The 19,664-nt window shown below is 71.7% G+C and carries 26 protein-coding genes; 11 read left to right on the forward strand and 15 right to left on the reverse strand.

Going from position 1 to position 19,664, the window contains the following annotated elements:
• Together ACIBJC_RS37310 and ACIBJC_RS37315 are read right to left on the reverse strand one after the other, a co-directional pair.
• A complete protein-coding gene (locus tag ACIBJC_RS37310) occupies window positions 1-204 on the reverse strand; it encodes a hypothetical protein (protein ID WP_157881305.1) in 204 nt (67 codons plus the stop codon).
• Between the two features lie 165 nt (window positions 205-369).
• Window positions 370-744 carry a MerR family transcriptional regulator gene (locus tag ACIBJC_RS37315; protein WP_214964288.1) on the reverse strand — a complete coding sequence of 125 codons (375 nt, stop codon included), beginning with the start codon at window positions 742-744 and terminating at the stop codon, window positions 370-372.
• A 159-nt stretch (window positions 745-903) separates the two neighbouring features.
• Between ACIBJC_RS37315 and ACIBJC_RS37320 the strand changes: the two genes are divergently transcribed.
• Window positions 904-1,254, forward strand: a complete 351-nt coding sequence (locus tag ACIBJC_RS37320) for a putative quinol monooxygenase (protein WP_055612311.1) — start codon at window positions 904-906, stop codon at window positions 1,252-1,254.
• 154 nt (window positions 1,255-1,408) lie between these two features.
• Here the strand turns inward: ACIBJC_RS37320 and ACIBJC_RS37325 are convergent, their stop codons facing one another.
• Both ACIBJC_RS37325 and ACIBJC_RS37330 read right to left on the reverse strand, forming a co-directional pair.
• Complete coding sequence (locus ACIBJC_RS37325) at window positions 1,409-2,140, reverse strand: response regulator transcription factor (protein ID WP_399300775.1); 732 nt, start codon at window positions 2,138-2,140, stop codon at window positions 1,409-1,411.
• Window positions 2,141-2,191: 51 nt separating this feature from the next.
• The gene (locus ACIBJC_RS37330) at window positions 2,192-2,716 is read right to left on the reverse strand and encodes a MarR family winged helix-turn-helix transcriptional regulator (RefSeq protein ID WP_399300779.1); all 525 of its coding nucleotides are present in this window, start codon (window positions 2,714-2,716) and stop codon (window positions 2,192-2,194) included.
• Window positions 2,717-2,955: 239 nt separating this feature from the next.
• Here ACIBJC_RS37330 and ACIBJC_RS37335 point away from each other — a divergent pair, with 239 nt between their 5' ends.
• A complete protein-coding gene (locus ACIBJC_RS37335; protein WP_399300782.1) occupies window positions 2,956-4,425 on the forward strand; it encodes an MFS transporter in 1,470 nt (489 codons plus the stop codon).
• Window positions 4,426-4,529: 104 nt separating this feature from the next.
• Complete coding sequence (locus tag ACIBJC_RS37340; protein ID WP_399300785.1) at window positions 4,530-5,372, forward strand: NAD(P)H-binding protein; 843 nt, start codon at window positions 4,530-4,532, stop codon at window positions 5,370-5,372.
• Between the two features lie 59 nt (window positions 5,373-5,431).
• Here the strand turns inward: ACIBJC_RS37340 and ACIBJC_RS37345 are convergent, their stop codons facing one another.
• The 3 genes from ACIBJC_RS37345 to ACIBJC_RS37355 all read right to left on the reverse strand — a co-directional run bounded on the left by ACIBJC_RS37345 (window position 5,432) and on the right by ACIBJC_RS37355 (window position 7,447).
• Window positions 5,432-5,926, reverse strand: a complete 495-nt coding sequence (locus ACIBJC_RS37345) for a hypothetical protein (protein ID WP_399300788.1) — start codon at window positions 5,924-5,926, stop codon at window positions 5,432-5,434.
• A 145-nt stretch (window positions 5,927-6,071) separates the two neighbouring features.
• Entirely contained in the window at window positions 6,072-6,701 is a 630-nt protein-coding gene (locus ACIBJC_RS37350; RefSeq protein ID WP_329824872.1) for a helix-turn-helix domain-containing protein, read from the reverse strand.
• A gap of 71 nt (window positions 6,702-6,772) precedes the next feature.
• A complete protein-coding gene (locus ACIBJC_RS37355; RefSeq protein WP_399300792.1) occupies window positions 6,773-7,447 on the reverse strand; it encodes a rhomboid-like protein in 675 nt (224 codons plus the stop codon).
• Here ACIBJC_RS37355 and ACIBJC_RS37360 point away from each other — a divergent pair.
• Together ACIBJC_RS37360 and ACIBJC_RS37365 are read left to right on the forward strand one after the other, a co-directional pair.
• Window positions 7,446-8,381 carry an aminoglycoside phosphotransferase family protein gene (locus ACIBJC_RS37360; protein ID WP_399300794.1) on the forward strand — a complete coding sequence of 312 codons (936 nt, stop codon included), beginning with the start codon at window positions 7,446-7,448 and terminating at the stop codon, window positions 8,379-8,381. The two genes, ACIBJC_RS37355 and ACIBJC_RS37360, sit on opposite strands and share 2 nt — an antisense overlap.
• Before the next feature lie 4 nt (window positions 8,382-8,385).
• Window positions 8,386-8,877, forward strand: coding sequence for a GNAT family N-acetyltransferase (locus ACIBJC_RS37365; protein WP_399300796.1), 492 nt, complete (start codon window positions 8,386-8,388; stop codon window positions 8,875-8,877).
• A 30-nt stretch (window positions 8,878-8,907) separates the two neighbouring features.
• Here ACIBJC_RS37365 and ACIBJC_RS37370 read toward each other — a convergent pair whose 3' ends face one another.
• Window positions 8,908-10,434 carry an MFS transporter gene (locus tag ACIBJC_RS37370; protein WP_399300797.1) on the reverse strand — a complete coding sequence of 509 codons (1,527 nt, stop codon included), beginning with the start codon at window positions 10,432-10,434 and terminating at the stop codon, window positions 8,908-8,910.
• A gap of 282 nt (window positions 10,435-10,716) precedes the next feature.
• Here ACIBJC_RS37370 and ACIBJC_RS37375 point away from each other — a divergent pair, with 282 nt between their 5' ends.
• The 3 genes from ACIBJC_RS37375 (at window position 10,717) to ACIBJC_RS37385 (ending at window position 12,483) form a co-directional block, all read left to right on the forward strand.
• Window positions 10,717-10,926 (forward strand): hypothetical protein, encoded by a 210-nt coding sequence (locus ACIBJC_RS37375; RefSeq protein WP_399300799.1) that lies wholly within the window; start codon window positions 10,717-10,719, stop codon window positions 10,924-10,926.
• 235 nt (window positions 10,927-11,161) lie between these two features.
• Window positions 11,162-12,013 carry a LysR substrate-binding domain-containing protein gene (locus ACIBJC_RS37380; RefSeq protein WP_399300800.1) on the forward strand — a complete coding sequence of 284 codons (852 nt, stop codon included), beginning with the start codon at window positions 11,162-11,164 and terminating at the stop codon, window positions 12,011-12,013.
• 134 nt (window positions 12,014-12,147) lie between these two features.
• Window positions 12,148-12,483: an SCO0607 family lipoprotein gene (locus ACIBJC_RS37385; protein WP_399300802.1), complete on the forward strand. Its 336-nt coding sequence runs from the start codon at window positions 12,148-12,150 to the stop codon at window positions 12,481-12,483.
• Window positions 12,484-12,499: 16 nt separating this feature from the next.
• Here the strand turns inward: ACIBJC_RS37385 and ACIBJC_RS37390 are convergent, their stop codons facing one another.
• The 3 genes from ACIBJC_RS37390 to ACIBJC_RS37400 are packed head-to-tail and all read right to left on the reverse strand — an operon-like array spanning window position 12,500 to window position 13,771.
• Window positions 12,500-12,691 (reverse strand): hypothetical protein, encoded by a 192-nt coding sequence (locus tag ACIBJC_RS37390; RefSeq protein WP_399300804.1) that lies wholly within the window; start codon window positions 12,689-12,691, stop codon window positions 12,500-12,502.
• 25 nt (window positions 12,692-12,716) lie between these two features.
• On the reverse strand, window positions 12,717-12,908 hold the full coding sequence (locus tag ACIBJC_RS37395) for a hypothetical protein (protein ID WP_329824881.1): 192 nt from the start codon (window positions 12,906-12,908) through the stop codon (window positions 12,717-12,719).
• Window positions 12,909-12,919: 11 nt separating this feature from the next.
• Window positions 12,920-13,771, reverse strand: coding sequence for a helix-turn-helix domain-containing protein (locus ACIBJC_RS37400; protein ID WP_399300806.1), 852 nt, complete (start codon window positions 13,769-13,771; stop codon window positions 12,920-12,922).
• A gap of 215 nt (window positions 13,772-13,986) precedes the next feature.
• Between ACIBJC_RS37400 and ACIBJC_RS37405 the strand changes: the two genes are divergently transcribed.
• The gene (locus tag ACIBJC_RS37405) at window positions 13,987-14,526 is read left to right on the forward strand and encodes an ATP-binding protein (protein ID WP_399300809.1); all 540 of its coding nucleotides are present in this window, start codon (window positions 13,987-13,989) and stop codon (window positions 14,524-14,526) included.
• Window positions 14,527-14,549: 23 nt separating this feature from the next.
• Here the strand turns inward: ACIBJC_RS37405 and ACIBJC_RS37410 are convergent, their stop codons facing one another.
• Window positions 14,550-15,746, reverse strand: a complete 1,197-nt coding sequence (locus ACIBJC_RS37410) for an FAD-dependent oxidoreductase (protein ID WP_399300811.1) — start codon at window positions 15,744-15,746, stop codon at window positions 14,550-14,552.
• 106 nt (window positions 15,747-15,852) lie between these two features.
• Between ACIBJC_RS37410 and ACIBJC_RS37415 the strand changes: the two genes are divergently transcribed.
• Window positions 15,853-16,524, forward strand: a complete 672-nt coding sequence (locus ACIBJC_RS37415; RefSeq protein WP_399300813.1) for a pentapeptide repeat-containing protein — start codon at window positions 15,853-15,855, stop codon at window positions 16,522-16,524.
• A 305-nt stretch (window positions 16,525-16,829) separates the two neighbouring features.
• Here the strand turns inward: ACIBJC_RS37415 and ACIBJC_RS37420 are convergent, their stop codons facing one another.
• Both ACIBJC_RS37420 and ACIBJC_RS37425 read right to left on the reverse strand, forming a co-directional pair.
• Complete coding sequence (locus ACIBJC_RS37420) at window positions 16,830-17,327, reverse strand: hypothetical protein (RefSeq protein WP_329824886.1); 498 nt, start codon at window positions 17,325-17,327, stop codon at window positions 16,830-16,832.
• Window positions 17,328-17,610: 283 nt separating this feature from the next.
• Entirely contained in the window at window positions 17,611-18,186 is a 576-nt protein-coding gene (locus ACIBJC_RS37425; RefSeq protein WP_399300815.1) for a TerD family protein, read from the reverse strand.
• 196 nt (window positions 18,187-18,382) lie between these two features.
• Between ACIBJC_RS37425 and arfB the strand changes: the two genes are divergently transcribed.
• A complete protein-coding gene (gene arfB / locus ACIBJC_RS37430; RefSeq protein WP_399300817.1) occupies window positions 18,383-18,811 on the forward strand; it encodes an alternative ribosome rescue aminoacyl-tRNA hydrolase ArfB in 429 nt (142 codons plus the stop codon).
• Between the two features lie 37 nt (window positions 18,812-18,848).
• Here arfB and ACIBJC_RS37435 read toward each other — a convergent pair whose 3' ends face one another.
• Complete coding sequence (locus ACIBJC_RS37435) at window positions 18,849-19,418, reverse strand: flavin reductase family protein (RefSeq protein WP_399300819.1); 570 nt, start codon at window positions 19,416-19,418, stop codon at window positions 18,849-18,851.
• Window positions 19,419-19,664: the final 246 nt, after the last annotated feature.

Genomic DNA, 19,664 nt, shown 5'->3' on the forward strand with positions numbered 1-19,664 from the left:
TCAGCCGGCGGGCACCAGCGCGGCGTCGTACTGCTCGACGATCCAGGGCAGCACCACGCAGGAGAGCAGGAACCAGTCGCTGTAGCGGCACAGGTCCCAGTCGCGGACCGGGAAGTGGAACTCGGAGGCCGTGAACTCCTCCAAGGAGTCCCCAAGGGGCCGGTCTGCGTCAACGCCGCCCTCGAACCGGCCCAGCGTGCGCATCAGATGCACCTCGGTGTCGAACTCCGCCCAGCTGAAGTCCGAGAACAGCCACTCCTCGGCGTCCTCGGCCCGGATGTGGTCGTCGGCTACCGCGAGGGCATGGAGGACCAGCTCGGCGTCCTCGGCCTGGGCACCGGGCCAAGGCGTGCGCGTGCTGGTCGAGCCTCAGACCCCCGCGGCCTCGCCGGCCGGCCGTGTCGCGCCGAACTCGGCGGCGGCGAGGACAGAGTCCAGTCGGGCTCGCGTGGCGGCAAGGTCCCGCATGTGATCGTCGAGGCGGTCCCGCTCCGCGCGAAGCCGGGCGATCATCTCCGGGCCGGCGATACCGGTGTGCACGCACGGCAGGAACTCCACGATCGTCCGGCTGCTCAGCCCGGCAGCGTAGAGGAGCTGGATCCACCGCACTCGCTCGACCGTGTCCGGGGTGTAGAGGCGCTGCCCGCCTGTGCTGCGGCTCGACGCGATGAGCTGCTGCTGCTCGTAGTAGCGCAGCGCCCGCGTGCTCACTCCCGCGGCCGATGCCACCTCGCCGATTCGCATCCCGTCGCTCCCTCTGCTCCGCATGCCGCTGGGTCCCGGTTGCTGTCGGGCCGTCCCGGGGTTCGTCACTGGACTTGCCTTTGACGTTAACGTCAACTTTTACACTCCGGTAGCCGGCCATCAGCACCGGCGGAACCGACCATGACGGAGTAGGACCTCATGAGCACTGACGACACGACACCCGACGGCCTCATCCCCGCCGCCATCCTCGCCTCGGACACGCCAGTCGCGGTATATGGATACGCCCGGGCCAAGGCGGGCGGGGAGGGCCGGATGCTGGGCGAGATCCAGGCGATCATCGGCCTCACCCGCAAGGAGGACGGATGCGAGCAGTACGTGGTGCACACCACGCCGGACCAGCCGGGCGCCTTCGCCTTCTACGAGCGCTGGTCCTCCGGCGCCCACCTGCTGGCGCACGTTTCGCAGCCGTTCATGCAGACGTACTTCGCCGCCATCGCGGGCCTGGTCGAGGGGGAACTGGAGGCCCACTGGCTGCACCCCCTCTCCTGACCCACGGCACACGGCTGGCCCCGCGCCACGCGGGGCCAGCCGCATTAGGATCGCCGTCCGCGATGGCGCGGCATGCGGGCAGAGGTATGGCTGCTGGCCGGTCCACGCTGCGGGCCGCCTGTCGGCAAAGGATGGCGGTGAAGGCGGTGAAGGCTCAGTGGCTGGGGCAGCCGAGCCAGTAGCCGAAGCCCCGGTGGGTGTGGACCAGCGCGGGTTCCTCCTGGTCCACCTTCTGGCGCAGGCGGGAGACGAGCTTCTCGATCGCCTGCCCGGCGCGGAAGTCGCCCCAGACGTGCCGGCTGATCTGTTCCTTCGACAGCACGCGCTCCGCGTTGGCCATCAGATGGTGCAGCAGCCGGTACTCGGCCGGGGTGAGGCCGAGCGGGCGGGGTCCGCGCCGTGCCCGGCAGGTGGTGTCGTCCAGGACCAGGTCGCCGTAGCAGGGCGGCCCGGCCGACCGCCCTGCGGGGCCCGGGCCGGGGCGGCGGGCGCCCAGCAGGGCCTGGGCCCTGGCCAGCACCTCGGCGATCCGTACGGGCTTGGTGACGTAGTCCTCGGCCCCGGGGCTGAGTTCGGGGGCGAGGCGGGGGAGGGCGTCGCACGCGGCCAGGAAGAGCAGCGGGGGCCGGTCCGCCGGGACGACGCGGCGGCCCCGGGCGAAGGCCGCCAGGTCCGGCAGGGTGGCGTCCCAGACGACCAGGTCGAACCGGTGCTGGGAGATCCGTACCATCCCCTCGGCGCCGGTGCCCGCCATGCCGACCCGGTAGCCCGCCAACTCCAGGGTGGTGGTGAGTAGTTCGTTGATACCGGGATCGTCGGCGACGACCAGGACGTGCTGTCCGTCACCACGGCGCGGCGACAGCTTCTCGTTGAGGCTGCTCTGCATGACAAAACCGTTCGTCATAAGGACCGGTCCGCGCGGAGCGCGGCTCCGCCGTCAGGCGGAGGGCCGTACATCGACACTGTTCTCGGAGCGGGCGGTGAAGTCCTCGGCCAGGCGGCGGAAGAGCGTGGCGAACTCCCGCAGTTCCTCGGGCGACCAGTCGGCCAGGGCCTCTTCCACGCTCCGGCGGCTCACCTCCCGTACGCGGTCGACGGCGGCCAGTCCGGCGTCCGTGAGCCGGACGCGCTGCGCGCGGCGGTCGTCCGGGTCGGGGGCGCGGGCCACGTAGCCGTGCTGCTCCAAGTGGCGCAACTGCCGGGCGACATGGGACGCCTCAACGGACAGCCGGACCGCCAGCGCTCCGGGGCGCGGGGCCGCCTCGCCGTCGCGTGCGGCGAGGCGCCGCAGGATCGCCACGGCGGCCCGGTCGAGCGGGAGCCCGGTCACGGTCTTCAGATGCTCGTGGTGCCGGGCCCGCCCGGCCAGGTAGGTGAGGCGGGAGAGACCCCGTTCGATCTCGTTCAGATCCGTCGGGGCGGGCTCGGGGGCCGGTGCCGCCGGGGGTGGGGGTGTGGGCATGGGACCACCGTAGAGCTGCTTGCCTAAGTTAAGCAAGAGTCTGAAGATTGCTTGACTCAAGTAATGCAAACCTTCCGGCGGTATCCGGTCACGGTTGGGTAAAGTTGCTTAAGTCAATCAATCGGAATATGGTTGCGTGAGTCAAGTACACCCGGCGCACCTGAAGCATGCCGAAGCGCGCCCAAGGCATGCCCGGAGCACGCCGACGCACATCCGATGGCTCTCACGGAGGCACTTCCATGTCCGACACCCTTGCCCGGCCCGACACCGGGGGCTCCGCCCCGCCGAGGGCGAACGCCGTGGTGGCGGTCCTGGCCTTCGCCGGGATCGTCGTCTCGCTGATGCAGACCCTGGTGATCCCGATCGTCCCGGAGCTGCCGAAGTACCTCGACGCCTCGGCGTCGAACGCCGCGTGGGCGGTCACCGCCACCCTGCTCGCCGCCGCCGTCGCCACCCCGGTCGCCGGGCGCATCGGCGACATGTACGGCAAGCGCCGCATGCTGCTGGTCAGCATCGCCCTGCTGGTGACCGGGTCGGTCGTCTGCGCGCTCAGCGACTCCCTGGTCCCGATGATCGTCGGACGTGTCCTCCAGGGGCTGGCCGGCGCCGTCATCCCGCTCGGTATCAGCATCATGCGGGACGTCCTGCCCGCCGAGCGGCTCGCCGGGGCGACCGCGCTGATGAGCGCCTCGCTCGGGGTGGGCGGCGCCCTCGGCCTGCCCTCCGCCGCCCTCATCGCCGACAAGTTCAACTGGCACGTGCTGTTCTGGACCTCGGCGGTCCTCGGCGCCGCCGCCGCCGTTCTCGTCATGGTGCTGGTGCCCGAGTCGAAGGTGCGTACCGGCGGCCGGTTCGACCTGGTCGGCTCCCTCGGTCTGGCGACCGGCCTGGTCTCCCTGCTGCTGGCCATCTCCAAGGGCGGCGACTGGGGCTGGACCAGCGGCACCGTCCTCGGTCTGTTCGCCCTCGCGGTCGCCGTCCTGGTGGCGTGGGGCTTCTTCGAGCTGCGGACCGCGCAGCCGCTGGTGGACCTCCGTACCACCGCCCGCCGCCAGGTGCTCTTCACCAACCTGGCCTCGGTGGCGCTCGGCTTCTCGATGTTCGCCATGTCCCTGGTCCTCCCGCAGCTCCTCCAGCTCCCCGAGGTCACCGGCTACGGCCTGGGCAAGTCGATGCTCTACACCGGCCTGGTCCTCGCCCCGCAGGGCCTGGTGATGATGGCGACGGCCCCGCTCTCCGCGGCCATCTCCAAGAGCAAGGGCCCGAAGGTCACCCTGATGATCGGCGCGCTCGTCGTCGCCACCGGGTACGTCCTCAACATCCTGCTGATGTCCGAGGTGTGGCACCTCATCCTGGCCTCCTGCGTCATCGGCGCGGGTGTCGGCTTCGCGTACGGGGCCATGCCCGCCCTGATCATGGGCGCCGTGCCCGCGTCCGAGACCGCCGCCGCCAACAGCCTCAACGCGCTGATGCGGTCCATAGGTACGTCGTTCGCCAGTGCCGTCGCCGGTGTGGTCCTCGCCCAGATGACCATCACCTTCGGCACCACCGCGCTGCCCTCGCAGGACGGCTTCAGGGCGGTCATGGCCACCGGCGCCGGTGCCGCGCTCCTCGCCTTCGTCCTCTGCCTCTTCCTCCCGCGCCACCGCCCGGCCGCCGTACCGGCGACGCCGGAGGTCACGGGCGTCCTTGACCTGAAGCAGGCTTGAGGTCCTAGCGTCGGGCCGTACCGATCAACCACCGACGGCTGACGGCTGACGGCCCGGGGCCGACGGCCCGGGGGCTGACGGCCCGACAGGCAAGGAGCGGACCCATGATCCTCGTGACCGGCGCCACCGGGAACATCGGCAGCGCCCTCCTCCGGGAACTCCTGGCGGCGGGCGCGGGTCCCCTGCGGGGGCTCACCCGTGATCCCGTACGGGCACGGGCGGCCGGGTTCCCGGACGGCGCCGAGGCGGTCCACGGCGACCTCGCCCATGCGGCGTCGCTGCGCCCCGCGCTGGACGGGGTGCGCGCGCTGTTCCTGGTGTCCCGGGTCGGACCCGACGCGGAGATCCTGGCGGCGGCCCGGGAGGCGGGTGTGGAGCGGGTGGTGCTGGTGTCGTCCCTCGCCGCCCTGACCCACCCGCACCTGGGCCCCGCGGGCGAGAATCTGGCCGTCGAGCGGTCGCTCCGGGACAGCGGCATGGCGTGGACGATCCTGCGCCCGACGCAGTTCGCCTCGAACACCCTGCTGTGGGCCGACACGATCCGCGCGCGCGAAACGGTCCGCGTGCCCTACGCGGACATCGGCCTCCCCACCATCCACCCGGCGGACATCGCGTCGGTGGCCCGCGCGGCGCTCACCGGCGCCGGGCACGAGGGGCGTACGTACGAACTGACCGGGCCGGCGCGGATCACGCCCCGGCAGCAGATCGGGGCCGTCGCCGCGGCCCTCGGCCGGGACGTGGTGTGCGCGGAGACCGACCGGCTGGAGGCGCACGGCCGGTTGGCGGCGCTCCTCGGCGACGAGGCCGCGGACGCGGTGCTCGACCTGACGGGCGGCGACGTCAACGACGAACTGCTGAAGGTGCGCGACACCGTCGAGCGGATCACCGGGGACCCCGCCAGGACGTTCCGGCAGTGGGCCGAGGAGAACGCCGCCGCCTTCCGCTGAGCCGAGACGCCTATGGGACCGGGCCCCGTACCGGCAGCCCTGGCCGTCAGATCAGGCCGTCAGATCAGGCCGGCGATGCTCGGCGGTGCGAAGAGGTGGCGGGCCCGGTGCTCCAGCATGAGCACGGCGGGGAAGTGCTTGGCCTTGACGTCCGACACGCAGCGGTCGCAGCTCTCGTCCACCGCCGGGACGTCCTCGGCGTGGTCGGTGGCGATGTGCCGCGCGAGCCGGATCTGCGTGGTCACCACGGTGTCCATGGGGTCGTAGTCGATGCCGGGATCGCCCGCCACCCGCGCCGCGTCCACCACCTCGGGGGCCCGTTTCATCGCCTTGTACAGCACGGTGCACTCCGTGCACCCCCACATCCAGGACGGGGGGAGCGGCCAGTCCTCGGCCGAGGACTCGGCCTTGAGGGAATCACCCTGGAGGGATTCGGCCTGGAGGGATTCGGCCCGGAGATAGTCCGCCTTGGGAGAGTCGGCCTTTAAGGATTCGTCCTGGAAAGGGTCCTGCTCGGAAGGTTCGTCCTTGGAGTGCTCGTCCTTGGATGCCATGTCAGGAACCGTAGCGACAGGAATGGGACGCAGCCAGCAGATCGGCCGAATCTCCCGTATCGGCGGCATCCCCTGGTCAGGCGGACAGCCCGTACGGCGTCAGGCGGACAGCCCGCGCGGCGTCAGGCGGACGGGGCACCCGGTGTCACGCGGGCAGCCCGCGCATCGCGATCCGTACCGCTTCGAGCAGGGTCTCCACCAGGTCGGCGTGGCGCTCCTCCGGGGGCGTCCACGCGTACGCGCGCAGGGCGAGCTGGAGCGCGGAGAGCAGCATGCCCGCCTGCACCGTGGCGTCCATGCCGGGTTCCGAGCGGCCGGAGCGGGCGGCGATCGCGCGGGCGACGAGCGGCAGCGCCGCGAAGCTCTCCCGTATCCACAACGTGTGCAGGCTCGGCTCCTCGCGGGTCAGCCGCAGCGCGTCGAGAATGGCGCGCAGGGTCTCCTCGCCGGAGGGGCCCGTCGGGGTCAGCCAGTCCTCGCCGTCGAACGCGTCGAAGGCGTCGATCAGGGGGTGGTCCGGCGGCCAGGTATCGAGCCGCCGCGCGATCCGTTCCGTGGCGAAGGAGTACAGCGGCGTGACGCACTCCTCCTTGGACGGGAAGTGGCTCCACAGCGTGCTGGCCGGGATGCCAGCCGCGTCGGCGATGTCGGCGAGGGAGGTGCGCTCCACGCCCCTGGCCAGGAACAGCCCGGTGGCGGCGCGGGCGATGTCCAGCCGGTGCCCGGCCCGTACCGGCGCCGTCTGCTGGACCGTCGCTGTCCGACCCGCGTTCATGCTCACACTCCATCGTCCGGGAACCACGGGGGTCAGCGTAGTCGGACCGCCATGACCAGGTCCGTTCCGGGTTACGGACCGGACGCGGCACGGGTGTTGCGCCGGGCGGCGCCGCTCCTCGGGGCCGCCTCCCGGGTCAGCGGATGGCATGCGAGACCGATGAGCACGGCCGCGAAGTGCCCCAGGTCGGTGAAGCTGCGCCCGACGATCAGCGGTGTGCCGAAGTAGATCAGGACCGCGGCGAGATACGGCAGGTGCCAGGGGCGCGGAATCCGGTACGTGAGGACGCCGATCACCCCCGCGAGCGCGTAACTGACCCCGACGTCCAGGGTGTTGACGGCGGACTGCGGCGCGTGCCCGTGGTGGACGGCCCAGCCGAGCACCCCTTCGCTGACCAGCGTCGCGCCGACATGGGCGAGGACGACGACGCCGAGCCAGCGCGCCGTCCCGAGCCACCGCTCGGCCGGGGCGTGGAACACCGTGTAGAGCACGGCGTACGGGAGCCACGTACCGCCGTCGATCCAGAACGCGCTGGCGATGAGGACCCGGACGGGGTCGGTGGACAGTTCGTGGATGTTGGTCGAGCGCTGGCGGAGGAAGGCCTCCTCGAAATCCGGCGACATCCGGTGCAGCGCGACGGTCGTGACGAAGAGCGCGGCCAGCCAGAGGTAGGTGCCCGGAGCACTCGTGACCCAGGCGCGGACCGGTTGGATCGGGACGCGGACCGTGTGAAGGATGCGGCGCATGGGGCGATTCACCCACGGTCCTAGGATCGGGGGCGTGATTGACATTCCGGAGGAGTTCGCGGAAACACAGTCGATGGAGGGCGGGGCGGCGGGCCGGGCGTTCCTCGCGGCCCTGCCGTCCATGGCCGCCGACCTGCTCGCGCGCTGGGAGCTGCGGGTCAACGGCCCTTCCCTGACCGGCAGATGCGCGCTGGTGCTGCCGGTGGCGGACGCCGACGGCACGCCCGCGATGCTCAAACTCCAGCCGGTGGACGACGAGACGGCCGGCGAGCCGGTGGCGCTGCGCGCCTGGGGCGGCGACGGCGCCGTACGACTGCTGCGGTACGACGGTACGACGGGCGCCCTGCTGCTGGAGCGGCTGCGCACCCGCGACCTCGGCGCGCTGGAGCCGCGCGCGGCCCTGCCGGTCATCGCCGGGCTGCTGGCGCGGCTCGCCGCGACGCCCGCCCCGCCGGAGCTGCGCCGCCTCGGGGACATCGCCGCGCGGATGCTCGACGACACCCCGGCCCTGGCGGCGACCCTGCCCGCCGGGCCCGGCCGGCGGCTGCTGCTGGACTGCGCGGCGGCGGTACGGGAGGTCGCGGCGGAGCCCGGCGACCGGCTGCTCCACTGGGACCTGCACTTCGAGAACGTCCTCGCGGCGGACCGGGAGCCCTGGCTGGCGATCGACCCGAAGCCGCTGGCGGGCGACCCGGGCTTCGAGCTGATGCCCGCGCTCCGCAACCGCTTCGACCCGGACGACACGCTCTGGCGCTTCGACCTGATGACGGAGACGCTGGGCCTGGACCGCGCACGGGCCACGGCCTGGACGCTGGGGCGCGTGCTCCAGAACCTGCTGTGGCGGCTGGGGGAGGGGGACACGGAGCTGGACCCCGTACAGGTGTCCATCGCTCGGGCACTGCTGGCGCGCGGGGCGCGGCGGACGGCAAGCTGAGCCCATGATCCGTACCGCCACACCCGCAGACGTACCGGTGATCCACGCGATGGTCCGGGAGCTCGCGGAGTACGAGAAGGCCCTGCACGAGGTGCGCGCGACCGAGGAACAGCTCCACGAGGCGCTGTTCGGCGAGCGGCCCGCCGCGTTCGCCCACCTCGCGGAGACGGAGGACGGCGAGCCGGTCGGGTTCGCGCTCTGGTTCCTCCACTTCTCCACCTGGCGCGGGGTGCACGGGATCTACCTGGAGGACCTGTACGTACGCCCCGACCGCCGGGGCGGCGGCCACGGCAAGGCGCTGCTGGGCGAGCTGGCCCGGATCTGCGTGGAGCGCGGCTACGAACGCCTGGAGTGGTCGGTCCTCGACTGGAACGAGCCGTCGATCGCCTTCTACCGGTCGCTGGGGGCGCTCCCGCAGGACGAGTGGACGGTGTTCCGGCTGACGGACGGGGCGCTGGACGCGCTCGGGCGGGGCGACTCAGCCGGGCGCGGCTGACTCACCTGGGCGCGGCGACCCACCCGGCGCTCAGGTGGCGGCCTGCTCCCTCTGCCGTGGTGAGCGGGCCGTGACCAGCACCATCGCGAGGATCGCCGCCACCACCAGGATGAGCGCCGCCCAGCCGATGGCCACGGTGAAGCCGTGGACCGTACCCGTGTTGACGAGCGTGGTCTTCTCCGCCGGGGTGAGCCCGCCCTGGCGCGCCGCCTCCGCGAGGCGGCCCGCCAGATAGGCCGTGGTGCTGGTCGTCGCGACGGTGTTGAGCAGGGACGTACCGATGGAGCCGCCCACCTGCTGCGCCGTGTTGACGGTCGCGGAGGTCACCCCGGCGTCCTTCGGCGCGACCCCGCCCGTGGCGACCGACATGACGGGCAGGAACGTCAGCCCCATGCCGAGACCGAGCATCAGCGTGCCGGGCAGGATGTGGCCCGCGTAACTGGAGTGGGTGTCGATGAAGGTGAGGCTGAACAGCCCGCCCGCCGCGAGCAGCAGCCCGGGGCCCATGAGCAGGCGCGGCGGTACGAAGTGCAGCAGCCGGGCGGCGATCTGCGTCGAACCGATGATGATCATCGCGCACATCGGCAGGAAGGCCAGGCCGGTCCTGAGCGGCGAGTAGCCGAGGATGTTCTGGAGGAAGAACGTCAGGAACAGGAACAGCCCGAACATGCCGATCGTCGTCAGGCACATCGTGAGGACGGAGCCGCCCCGGTTGCGGTCGTTGATGATGTGCGGCGGCAGCAGCGGGCTCGGCGCGCGCGTCTGCCACCAGGCGAACGCGGTCAGCAACGCCACGGCGCCGCACAGCAGGCCGAGGACGAGCGGTGAGGACCAGCCGGAGGACTCGGCCTCGCTGAAGCCGTAGACGAGGGCGACGAGTCCGCCGCAGCCGAGGACGACGCCCGGGATGTCGAGGCGCGACTCCTTGTGCCCGGCCCGGTCGTGCAGCAGCGTGAACGCGCCGAAGACGGCGAGCGCGGCGATCGGCACGTTCACGTACAGGCACCAGCGCCAGGACAGGAACTCGGTGAGGATGCCGCCGAGCAGCAGCCCGATGGCGGCCCCGCCGCCCGCGATGGCGCTGTAGATCCCGAACGCCTTCGCGCGCTCCCTGCCGTCGCTGAACGTCGTGGTGAGCAGGGAGAGCGCGGAGGGCGCCAGGAGCGCCGCGAACATGCCCTGGAGGGCGCGGGCCGCGAAGAGCATGGACGGGCTCTGGGAGGCGCCGCCCAGCGCGGAGGCGGCGGCGAAGCCGATGAGGCCGACGATGAAGGTGCGCTTGCGGCCGACGAGGTCGGCGATCCGGCCGCCGAGCAGCAGCAGCCCGCCGAAGGCGAGGGTGTACGCGGTGATCACCCACTGCCGGTTCCCGTTGGTCAGCCCCAGCTCGCGCTGGGCGGAGGGCAGGGCGATGTTCACGATGGTGGCGTCGAGCACGACCATGAGCTGCGCCATCGCGATGACGGCGAGGCCCCACCAGCGGTGGGCCTCGGGGTCGGTGTCGGAGGTACCGGGCCGTACGCCGGGTGCCGCGCCGGGTGTCGCCGGGTCGCTCATCGGGTTCTTCCCTCGCAGTGGCTCCGTAATGGCTCGGTAGTGGCTCCGTAGGGATCGGCAGGTGGTCGGTAGGCGCGTGGACCTCTGGACAGGACACCACGAATGGGGCGTATCCGCCTCTCGTGCCCCTCGTCATGAACCCGCCGCGCCCCCGTGTACCGGAACAGGCGGTGTAGCCCGCTACACCACCGGTTCGGGAGTGGGCCACCTCGTCCGGGCGCGGGCGGGCCGGGAGGGTTGAAGCCAGAAGGCCCACCGCTCGCGAACCCCCAAGGAAACGTCATGAAGGCGCTGCTCTCCTCCCGTCCGGTCCTCTGGTTCCTGTTCCTGTTCAACCTGGTCGTCGCCGTGATCGCGCCCTTCGTCCTGGACGGCGCGCAGGGCGTCGCGACGGCCGTCGGCATGGCCGCCGTCTCGCTCGGGGCGCGGATCGGCCTGCTCCGGGACGACGCCCGCCGGCGCCCGGCGGGCGCCCAGCGGCACCCGGCCTGACGACCCCCGACGGTCCGGGCGCGTCACCTCCCCGCCCCCGGCCGACCGCGAACCGGCCCGCGTCCGACCCTTCCCTCCCCTCCCCTTCCCTTCCCTCCCCTTCCCCCCTGACCGGGGCCGCCGAAAGCGGCGGCGGCCCCGTCGCGCCGCACCCCGTGGGGACGGGGGAACGGCGCGATCCCGGCCCGGCGGCCGGACCTGCCCAGGGTCCGGCCGCCGGGTATCTTCGCCGGTCATGGACCTACGCACGCTGCGCTACTTCGTGGCCGTCGCCGAGGAACTCCACTTCGGCCGCGCCGCCGCCCGGCTGCACATGAGCCAGCCGCCGCTGAGCCGGGCGGTCAAACACCTGGAGACCGACCTCGGCGCCACCCTGCTGCACCGCTCGCCCACGGGCGTCACGCTCACCCCGGCCGGAGCGGTACTGCTGGACGAGGCGCGCACCCTGCTCGACCGGGCCGACCGGGTACGCGTACGGGTCGCGGCGGCGGCAGGCGCCGCGACCATCACCGTCGGCATCCTGGGCGACGGCACCGACCGGGGCGCGACCCGGCTCGCCGCCGCGTACCGCAGACAGCACCCGGGCGTCGAGGTCCGCGTCCGCGAGACCGACCTGACCGACCCGACCTGCGGGCTGCGCGCCGGACTGGTCGATGTCGCCCTGACCCGCGCCCCGTTCGACACGACCGGCCTGACCGTACGCGAACTGCGCGCCGACCCGGTGGGTACGGTGCTGCGCGCCGACGACCCGCTGGCCCGCCACGACCACCTGAAGCTGGCGGACCTCGCCGACCGGCGCTGGTTCCGCTTCCCGGACGGCACCGACCCGCTCTGGCAGGCGTACTGGCACGGCGGCGAGCCCCGCGAGGGCCCGGTGGTGCGCGCCGTCCAGGAGTGCGTACAGGCCGTGCTGTGGAACGGCACGGTCGGCATGACCCCGCTCGGCCACGACCACCCGGCGGAACTGGCCGTGGTCGAACTGATCGACATGGCGCCGAGCCGCGTGGTGGCGGCATGGAACGAGGGCGACCCGAACCCACTGATCCGCTCGTTCGTCCACCTCGCGGCAACCGCCTACCGCGACTGACCGCCGTGCGGCACCGCCTCGGGCTGCCGGTCGATGTGGTCGCGCCCGCACATCAGTTGAGTACGTGTACTCACGACTGCGTTCGTGCCGTCGCACAGGATGGTCCGCACAGACCCGAATCGAAGGAGCCACCCATGCGTGCCACCGCCGGATTCCGTACCTCCTCCCTCGTACGAGGCAGGCGCATGCTGCGGTCGGCGGCCGGCCTGGCCCTGGCCTGCGCGGCCGTCGCGACGCTGACCAGTTGCTCGATGGAGGACGCGAGTTGCGGCGGCGGCGAGTACGGGGTGATCACGGTGGGCAGCACCGGTCAGGCCTGCGTACCCAAGGGCGAGGAACCCCCGAAGGGGTACACCCGCTTCCCGGAGGGCAAGGAGCCGAAGCGCGTCGGCGACAAGTGGGACCTCTACTGGGAGACCCACACCATCGACGAGAAGGGCGACATCATCGACGCCCCCGACGACAAGTGACGATCGCCTCGACCCGCTAGAGCAGGTGGTCGGCCTTGCCGGCCTTGATGTCGCGGATGAGGGTGGCGAGGGCTTCGCGGGTGTCGGTGAGGTAGGTGTCCTCCTGGCCTGCGACCGCTATGTAGGCGTTGCCTTCGGGATCGGTGCCGATGCGGAAGCAGTTCGAACTCTCCGCGCAGAACAGGTCTTCCCAGGTGATGTCTGGCATGGCTGGATCCCTTCCGGTGGACTGGCTAGAGCAGGTGGTCGGCCTTGCCGGCTTTGATGTCGCGGATGAGGGTGGCGAGGGCTTCGCGGGTGTCGGTGAGGTAGGTGTCCTCCTGGCCTGCGACCGCTATGTAGGCGTTGCCGTCGGGGTCGGTGCCGATGCGGAAGCAGTTGTTGCCCGCGCCGCAGAACGGGTCTTCCCAGGTGATCTTGGGCATGGCTGAGGTCCTTACAGTTCGCGGATGATGCTGTGGATGACGTCTCGGGAGGCAGGCGAGGACAGACACGCCTCGTCCATCCAGTCCAAGTGTGCTCGGTACTTGGAGAGTTGTTCTGCGGTGTGCATGAAATCCGGGCCGTGCGCCGAATCGAGCTGGACGGTGTCGAGTTGGGGGACGGCCCCCTCGGCATAGAGAAGGGCGTGTCCGGCGCCGGGGAAGCTGCCGAGTTCGATAGGCACTATGCGGACGGTGACGTTGTCCCGCTCGCTCACTTCGACCAGGGTGCTGAGCTGCTTCTTGGTCGTATCGCGGCCCCCGAAGCGCATCCGCAGGGCGGCCTCGTGCACGTAACCCGTGTAACCGGCGGGCTGTTCGCGGGTGAGTACGCGCTGGCGGTCCATCCGATGGGCCACATGCAGTTCGACTTCGAGACGCGAGAAGGCGGGAAGCACTGCGGAAAAGACGCTGCGGGCGTAGTCCTCGGTCTGGAGCAGGCCAGGGATGTGAACCGTCTGGATGGTCTGGATCCGGGTTGAGTGCCATTCCAGTTCGGCGATGTCCATGAACCCGGGTGACAGTTTCTTTCGGTACTCGTCCCACCAGTTCCGCTGGTGGATCGTGCCGAGTTCCAAGAGGGCGTCCACGTAACGCTCGTCCGTGCAGCCGCAGTGGGCGGCCAGCGCGCGCAGCCGTTCCGGGCTGATGTTGCGGACCCCCGCCTCGATGTTCGAGATCTTGCCCCGGTCGACGCCGATCAACTCGGCGACCCGTTCGGCGGTCATGCCCGCGACCATGCGCAACTTCTTGATCTCGGCGCCGAGACGCTTCTGCCGCTGCGTGGGCGTGGTCCGTGGGGGCATGGAGATCCTTCCTGTCCGATGCTCAGTCTGGCGGGCATCACGATACGGGGCTACTGGTGACGCACTATCCGAGCGTTGGGGTGGCGCATGATGCACTCAATACCCTACCTTCAGTAGTGCGACGCTCACGCAAGGCAAGCGTGGAGAGCGTTGCGCAAGCGTGCCACCTGTGTCCACCGGCACGAACAACCACCCCACCGCCGAGCGGAGTTGTCATGCCCGAAAACGGAACCGCCCCCGCCGCGTACCCCGTCCCGCGCTTCACCCAGTGCCCTCCGCCCCCGCAGGACCCCGAGGAGCCCGCTCCCGGGAACCTCGCGTACGGTCTCGCCCTGCCCTCCGCCGTCGCCACGCCCGCCATCGCGCGGGAGGCCGCCGAGGTCATCCTCGATGTCCACTGCGTGGCCGATCTGCTGATCGACCCGGCCCTGCGCCTCGTACGCGAACTCGTCGCCTACGCCTGCGCTTTTACCGCGTCCGGGGAGCAGATCCACCTCGCCCTCCACCACGACCTGGAGGGCGCCCTGCGGGTCACCGTGCACGACACCCACGCCGCCCACACCCACCCCCGCCTCGCCGCCGCGTGCGACGAACGCCGCCTGGACGCGCTCGAAGGCGTGCCCGAACTGGTGGAGACCCACCACGGAAGCTGGGGGTTCGGGGCCGCGCACCACTACGGTGCGGGTGCCGGTTCCGGCACCGGCACCCGCACCTGGGCCACCCTCGTGCACACTCCGCGCCGCTGGGCCGCCTGACCGCGCCTCACGTTCGCCGGAGGTCAGGCACCGCCCGTGGACACCCCGGCGAGCGCCTTGAGCGCCAGCGACGCCGCTGTGATCCCGCTGGTGAACGCCACCTCCGAGAGCACCCCCGGCGCCGCCACCTGGTCCCCCGCGAGGAAGACCCCGGACCCGCCCCGGTCGATGCGGGGCCGGTCCCGCCAGGTGGTGCCGGGCGGGTCGACCGCGCCCGTACGGCCGTTCGCCAGTGCTTCGCGCCGCCAGACGGTCCGCTCGCGCCAGCCGGGGAAGCCCAGGTCGAGCAGGCGCTCGGCGCGCGCGAGCCCTTCGGCGCGGGGTGCGTCGGGGCCGATCGGGATCTGGCCCTGGATGAGCTGTTCGCCGGCCGGGGCGAGGGAGGGGTCCTGCGCGGTGAACCGTTCGAGCCACCCCGGGGCGTCCAGGTCCGAGACGACGAACGGGTCGCCCCGGCGGGTACGGAGCGCCAGGTCGAGCAGGACCGTACGGCCGCTGGGCCAGCGCAGCCCGTCGTCCTTGAGGAGGCTCCGGGCCGCGTCCAAGGAGGTGGCCACGATGACGGGTCCGTCCGGCAGTGTGTCGATCCGGGTGGAGGTCTCGATCCGTACCCCCAGGTTCCACGCGTGCCCGGCCATCCGCTCGGTGAGCCTGCCCCAGCCGCCCACCGGGTACCGGGCCTCCGGCGGCAGCGCTGCGGCGCGCCGCAGCCGCTCCTGGACGAACGCGGCGGAGAGCGAGCCCGGGTCGTGGTGGAAGAGGGCCACGGCGACGTAGTGCGCGGCGGCGCGGGCGGTCGCTTCCCCGGCCCGCTCCGTCGCCCAGGTGAGGAAGTCGACGTCGGCCGGGGCCTGTTCGGCGCTGCGGCGGGCGAGGGCGAACAGCCCGACGGGCGGGATACGGCGCAGCGCGCCGCCGTGGTGGAAGCGGAAACGCGCGGCCTCGCGCAGGGGCGGGTTCGCCAGGGGCCCGAGGAGCCCGCGCTGCCGGAGCCAGTCCCAGTGGGGGCCGCGCCGGTAGAGGGCGTGCGGGCCGTCGTTGACCGCGTACGGGCCTTCGGCGGTCCTGGCCCGGCCGCCGAGGGTGTGATGGGCCTCGTGCAGGGTGACACGGGCGCCCGCCTCGGCGGCGGTGATGGCGGCGGTGAGTCCGGCGAGTCCGCCGCCGATGACGGTGATACCGGTGCTGGGGCTGGTGCTGGGGCTGGGGCTGCTACCCATGGTGACCTCTCTCCCTCGTTCGTTCGCGCGGTCACTGAGGTGACGTGGCACGGCCTGTCGGATGTGACATCGGGGCGTTGTCAGTGCCGTAGGCCACCATGGGGGTATGGCGAGGAAGACGGCGAAGAGCGGGACGGTTGCGGCGCGGCGGGCGGAGGTGCGGCTCCCGCCGCTGAGTCCGTACGGCGGCGATCTGGAGCCGGACGGGGACTACGACGGGCTGGAGTTCCAGGGCCTGGACCTGGGCGGCCAGGAAGGGCCGGGCGCGCGGTTCATCGACTGCGCGCTGCGGGAGTGCGGGCTGGACGGGACGGCGCTGGGGCGGGCGCGGTTCGTCGACTGTGTCCTGACCGGCGTCCGGGGTGTGGGCACGGACCTCGCGGGGGCGTCCCTGCGGGATGTGGAGGTGGTGGACGCGCGGCTGGGCGGGCTCCAGTTGCACGGGGCGGTGCTGGAGCGCGTGCTGATCAAGGGCGGGAAGATCGACTACCTGAATCTGCGCAAGGCACGGCTGAAGGATGTGGTGTTCGAGGGGTGCGTGCTGGCCGAGCCGGACTTCGCGGGAGCGGAGCTGGAGCGGGTGGAGTTCCGGGACTGCGTGCTCCGGCGGGTCGATCTGAGCGGGGTCCGGATGAAGGACGTCGATCTGCGGACGGTCGCCGAGCTGGACATCGCGCGCGGTCTGGACCGGCTGGCGGGAGCGGTGATCAGCTCGGCGCAACTGCTGCATCTCGCACCGGCGTTCGCGGCGCAGATCGGCGTACGGGTGGAGGACTGACCGGTCCGGTCGTCAGGGGGTACGCCGTGGGCCCCGGCCCGGGGGGATAGGCCGAGGCCCACGCGGTACTCCAGAGGCACGCCGTTTCGGTGGGGGGAGGGAAGCGGTCGCCCGCGTCCCCGGCAGTGCCCCGGCAGACTGCATCTGCCCGGGGACGCGCGATGTACGCCTGCGGACGCCGGGATCCGTGAGTGGGCTGTGTGACGACTGTGCGACGACTCTGTGGTGGCTGTGGGACGCCACGGGCCTCACGGGGTTTCAGGAGGATTCCGGGAGGTCCAGGAGGGCGTGTTGCCGCCCGCGCCTCAGCAGCGGGGGAAGCGGCTCTGGAGGTCCCAGACGGCCGGGTTGTCGGCCAGTCCGTCGTGCAGGTCGGTGAGGTCCGCGATCAGATCGTGCAGGAAGTCCCGCGACTCCCGGCGCAGCAGCCGGTGGCTGAACGTGAGCGGCGGCTCGTCGCCGTGCATCCAGTCGGCCTCGATGTCGACCCACCCGAAGCGCCGCTGGAAGAACATCCGGTCCGCCGACTCCGTGAAGTCCAGCTCGGCGTACTGAGGAGTCGCGGCCCGGCTGCCCCGGGGGTCCTGGTCGATCCGCTCGACGATGTCGCACAGGGCCCATGCGAAGTCGAGCACGGGCACCCATCCCCACGCGGTGGACACCTCACGGTCGGCGGAGGTGTCGGCGAGATAGACGTCCCCGCAGAACAGATCGTGCCGCAGCTCCTTGACCTCCGCGCGGCGGTAGTCGGTCTGCGGGGGATCGGGAAAGCGCCGGGAGAGGGAGTAGCCGATGTCGAGCACGACCCGATGGTGTCACGTTCGAGTGAACCGCCGCGTTTCCCTGCCCGGGGCCTGGTCTGCTCAGGCAGTGTCGCCAGGTGCGAGGGAGGTCCGCCGTGGCACCGTCTGCTGGGGAACGCGCTGCGTGCGACTACGAGTCATGCGGCTATGAATCGACCAGGACGCGCGGGGCGCGGCCCGGTCGTGTGGGAACGCGGAACCACGCAGGGCCCCGGCCGGAGCCGGGGCCCTGCGTGGTTGCGTCGTCGGACGCCGGTGATCAGCGATCAGGAGCGACCGGTGATCAGAGGTTGACGCCGAAGTCCGTCGCGATGCCCACCAGGCCCGAGGCGTAGCCCTGGCCGACCGCGCGGAACTTCCACTCCGCGCCGTTGCGGTACAGCTCGCCGAAGACCATCGCCGTCTCCGTGGCCGCGTCCTCGCTCAGGTCGTAGCGGGCGATCTCCGCGCCGCCCGCCTGGTTCAGGATGCGGATGTACGCGTTGCGCACCTGGCCGAAGTTCTGGCTGCGGGTCTCGGCGTCGTAGATCGAGACCGGGAAGACGATCTTGGTGATGTCCGCCGGCAGGCCCGCCAGGTTGACGTTGATGGCCTCGTCGTCGCCGTCGCCCTCGCCCGTCCGGTTGTCACCGGTGTGGACGATGGTCTGGTCCGGCGTCGCCTTGTTGTTGAAGAAGACGAAGTGACCGTCCGAGAAGACCTTCCCGGCGTCGTTCACCGCGATCGCCGAGGCGTCGAGGTCGAAGTCCGTACCGGTGGTCGTGCGGACGTCCCAGCCGAGGCCGACCGTGACGGCGGTGAGGCCGGGCGCCTCCTTGGTGAGTGAGACGTTGCCGCCCTTGGACAGGCTTACAGCCATGGGATGTCCCTTTCGTAGTCGTGTGCGGGCTTCGGGTGGACCCGAAGCTACCGTCATCCGACATAACGCGGGCAGAGGCCCCGGAGGTTCCGTACCCCTTTACTTTCTTTACCCGGGCGGCCCAGGGGCCCGCCGCTCAAGGGGCCCGGGGATTAAAGAGGTGACGTGAGGGGCGCGGACGCGCGACCATGGGGCCATGTCCGGGCCTCCTCATGTCATCCGCGGTTCGGTCTCCCTGCCGGAGGCCGAGCTGATGTGGCGTTTCTCGCGCTCGTCGGGGCCCGGCGGCCAGCACGTCAACACCAGCGACTCCCAGGTGGAGCTGCGCTTCGACCTGGCGAGGACCGAGGCCCTGCCGCCCGTCTGGAAGGAGCGCGCGCTGGACCGGCTCGCGAGCCGGCTGGTGGACGGCGTGGTCACCGTACGGGCGTCGGAGCACCGCTCCCAGTGGCGCAACCGCGAGACGGCGTCGGTACGGCTGGCCGCCCTGCTGGCCGAGGCGACGGCCCCGCCGCCGCGCCCCCGCCGCAAGACGAAGATCCCGCGCGGGATCAACGAGCGCAGGCTGCGCGAGAAGAAGGCGCGCGCGCAGACGAAGCGCGGCCGTACCGGGCGCGACTGGTAGACGGACGAGGAGCCGGGGCCGACACGGCCCCCGCGCCTCAGCCCTGGCCCAACTGGCGGTAGCGGCCCTTGAAGTACGTCAGCGGCCCGGCGTCCCCGCCCGGCAGGTCCGCCGTCAGCACCCGCCCGATCACCAGCGTGTGGTCGCCCGCCTCGACCCGCTGCTCCGTACGGCACTCCAGCGTCGCCAGCGCCCCCTCCACCAGCGGCGCGCCGCTCACCTCGCCCCGCCGGTACGGGAGGTCCTGGAACAGCAGCCGGTCGCTGATCCGACCCTTCATCGCGAACCGGCCCGCGATGTGCCGCTGGTTCTCCGAGAGCAAGGACGCGGCCCACAAAGGCTGTTCGACGAGCAGGTCGTCCATCCGGGAGCCGTTGCGGACGCTGACCAGGACCAGCGGCGGATCCAGGGAGACGGACAGGAAGGCCGTCGCCGTCATGCCCGCGTCCTCACCGCGCGGTCCGTCCGCGCTCAGGGCGGGTTCGTGCGCCGTCACCAGCACTACACCGGCGGCCAGCCGGGCGAGGGCTGCGCGGAACTCGTCGTCACTCACCCCCTCAGCATGCGGGACGGCTCGGGTACGGGGGGCGGGACTCGTCTGGGACACAGGGGAGACGCTAGTCTCGGCGGTCCCGCGCCCGCATCGGACCAGGGGACCAGCCAGGTCCTAGGACCACGCTCCGATCGGTCCCCCACGGCCGGGAATTGCGTTCCGCAAAGCCGCGGGAGCGCTTCCACCAGGCGTTCCTCCCCTCCCCGGGTATGTGACTTGAGACACAGAGCGAGGTAATTGTTGACCCTGTGTACCTGCCGAACAGCTCGCTGTGATTCAGTTGCGAGGACAGTGCCACAC

Source organism: Streptomyces sp. NPDC050509 (assembly GCF_044457965.1).
GTDB lineage: Bacteria > Actinomycetota > Actinomycetes > Streptomycetales > Streptomycetaceae > Streptomyces.

Bases quoted from the DNA above. Each gene is read 5' to 3' on its own strand.
- ACIBJC_RS37310 (WP_157881305.1), bottom strand. From the start codon at position 204: ATGCGCACGCTGGGCCGGTTCGAGGGCGGCGTTGACGCAGACCGGCCC.
- ACIBJC_RS37315 (WP_214964288.1), bottom strand. From the start codon at position 744: ATGCGAATCGGCGAGGTGGCATCGGCCGCGGGAGTGAGCACGCGGGCG.
- ACIBJC_RS37320 (WP_055612311.1), top strand. From the start codon at position 904: ATGAGCACTGACGACACGACACCCGACGGCCTCATCCCCGCCGCCATC.
- ACIBJC_RS37325 (WP_399300775.1), bottom strand. From the start codon at position 2,140: ATGCAGAGCAGCCTCAACGAGAAGCTGTCGCCGCGCCGTGGTGACGGA.
- ACIBJC_RS37330 (WP_399300779.1), bottom strand. From the start codon at position 2,716: ATGCCCACACCCCCACCCCCGGCGGCACCGGCCCCCGAGCCCGCCCCG.
- ACIBJC_RS37335 (WP_399300782.1), top strand. From the start codon at position 2,956: ATGTCCGACACCCTTGCCCGGCCCGACACCGGGGGCTCCGCCCCGCCG.
- ACIBJC_RS37340 (WP_399300785.1), top strand. From the start codon at position 4,530: ATGATCCTCGTGACCGGCGCCACCGGGAACATCGGCAGCGCCCTCCTC.
- ACIBJC_RS37345 (WP_399300788.1), bottom strand. From the start codon at position 5,926: ATGGCATCCAAGGACGAGCACTCCAAGGACGAACCTTCCGAGCAGGAC.
- ACIBJC_RS37350 (WP_329824872.1), bottom strand. From the start codon at position 6,701: ATGAACGCGGGTCGGACAGCGACGGTCCAGCAGACGGCGCCGGTACGG.
- ACIBJC_RS37360 (WP_399300794.1), top strand. From the start codon at position 7,446: ATGGGGCGATTCACCCACGGTCCTAGGATCGGGGGCGTGATTGACATT.
- ACIBJC_RS37355 (WP_399300792.1), bottom strand. From the start codon at position 7,447: ATGCGCCGCATCCTTCACACGGTCCGCGTCCCGATCCAACCGGTCCGC.
- ACIBJC_RS37365 (WP_399300796.1), top strand. From the start codon at position 8,386: ATGATCCGTACCGCCACACCCGCAGACGTACCGGTGATCCACGCGATG.
- ACIBJC_RS37370 (WP_399300797.1), bottom strand. From the start codon at position 10,434: ATGAGCGACCCGGCGACACCCGGCGCGGCACCCGGCGTACGGCCCGGT.
- ACIBJC_RS37375 (WP_399300799.1), top strand. From the start codon at position 10,717: ATGAAGGCGCTGCTCTCCTCCCGTCCGGTCCTCTGGTTCCTGTTCCTG.
- ACIBJC_RS37380 (WP_399300800.1), top strand. From the start codon at position 11,162: ATGGACCTACGCACGCTGCGCTACTTCGTGGCCGTCGCCGAGGAACTC.
- ACIBJC_RS37385 (WP_399300802.1), top strand. From the start codon at position 12,148: ATGCGTGCCACCGCCGGATTCCGTACCTCCTCCCTCGTACGAGGCAGG.
- ACIBJC_RS37390 (WP_399300804.1), bottom strand. From the start codon at position 12,691: ATGCCAGACATCACCTGGGAAGACCTGTTCTGCGCGGAGAGTTCGAAC.
- ACIBJC_RS37395 (WP_329824881.1), bottom strand. From the start codon at position 12,908: ATGCCCAAGATCACCTGGGAAGACCCGTTCTGCGGCGCGGGCAACAAC.
- ACIBJC_RS37400 (WP_399300806.1), bottom strand. From the start codon at position 13,771: ATGCCCCCACGGACCACGCCCACGCAGCGGCAGAAGCGTCTCGGCGCC.
- ACIBJC_RS37405 (WP_399300809.1), top strand. From the start codon at position 13,987: ATGCCCGAAAACGGAACCGCCCCCGCCGCGTACCCCGTCCCGCGCTTC.
- ACIBJC_RS37410 (WP_399300811.1), bottom strand. From the start codon at position 15,746: ATGGGTAGCAGCCCCAGCCCCAGCACCAGCCCCAGCACCGGTATCACC.
- ACIBJC_RS37415 (WP_399300813.1), top strand. From the start codon at position 15,853: ATGGCGAGGAAGACGGCGAAGAGCGGGACGGTTGCGGCGCGGCGGGCG.
- ACIBJC_RS37425 (WP_399300815.1), bottom strand. From the start codon at position 18,186: ATGGCTGTAAGCCTGTCCAAGGGCGGCAACGTCTCACTCACCAAGGAG.
- arfB (WP_399300817.1), top strand. From the start codon at position 18,383: ATGTCCGGGCCTCCTCATGTCATCCGCGGTTCGGTCTCCCTGCCGGAG.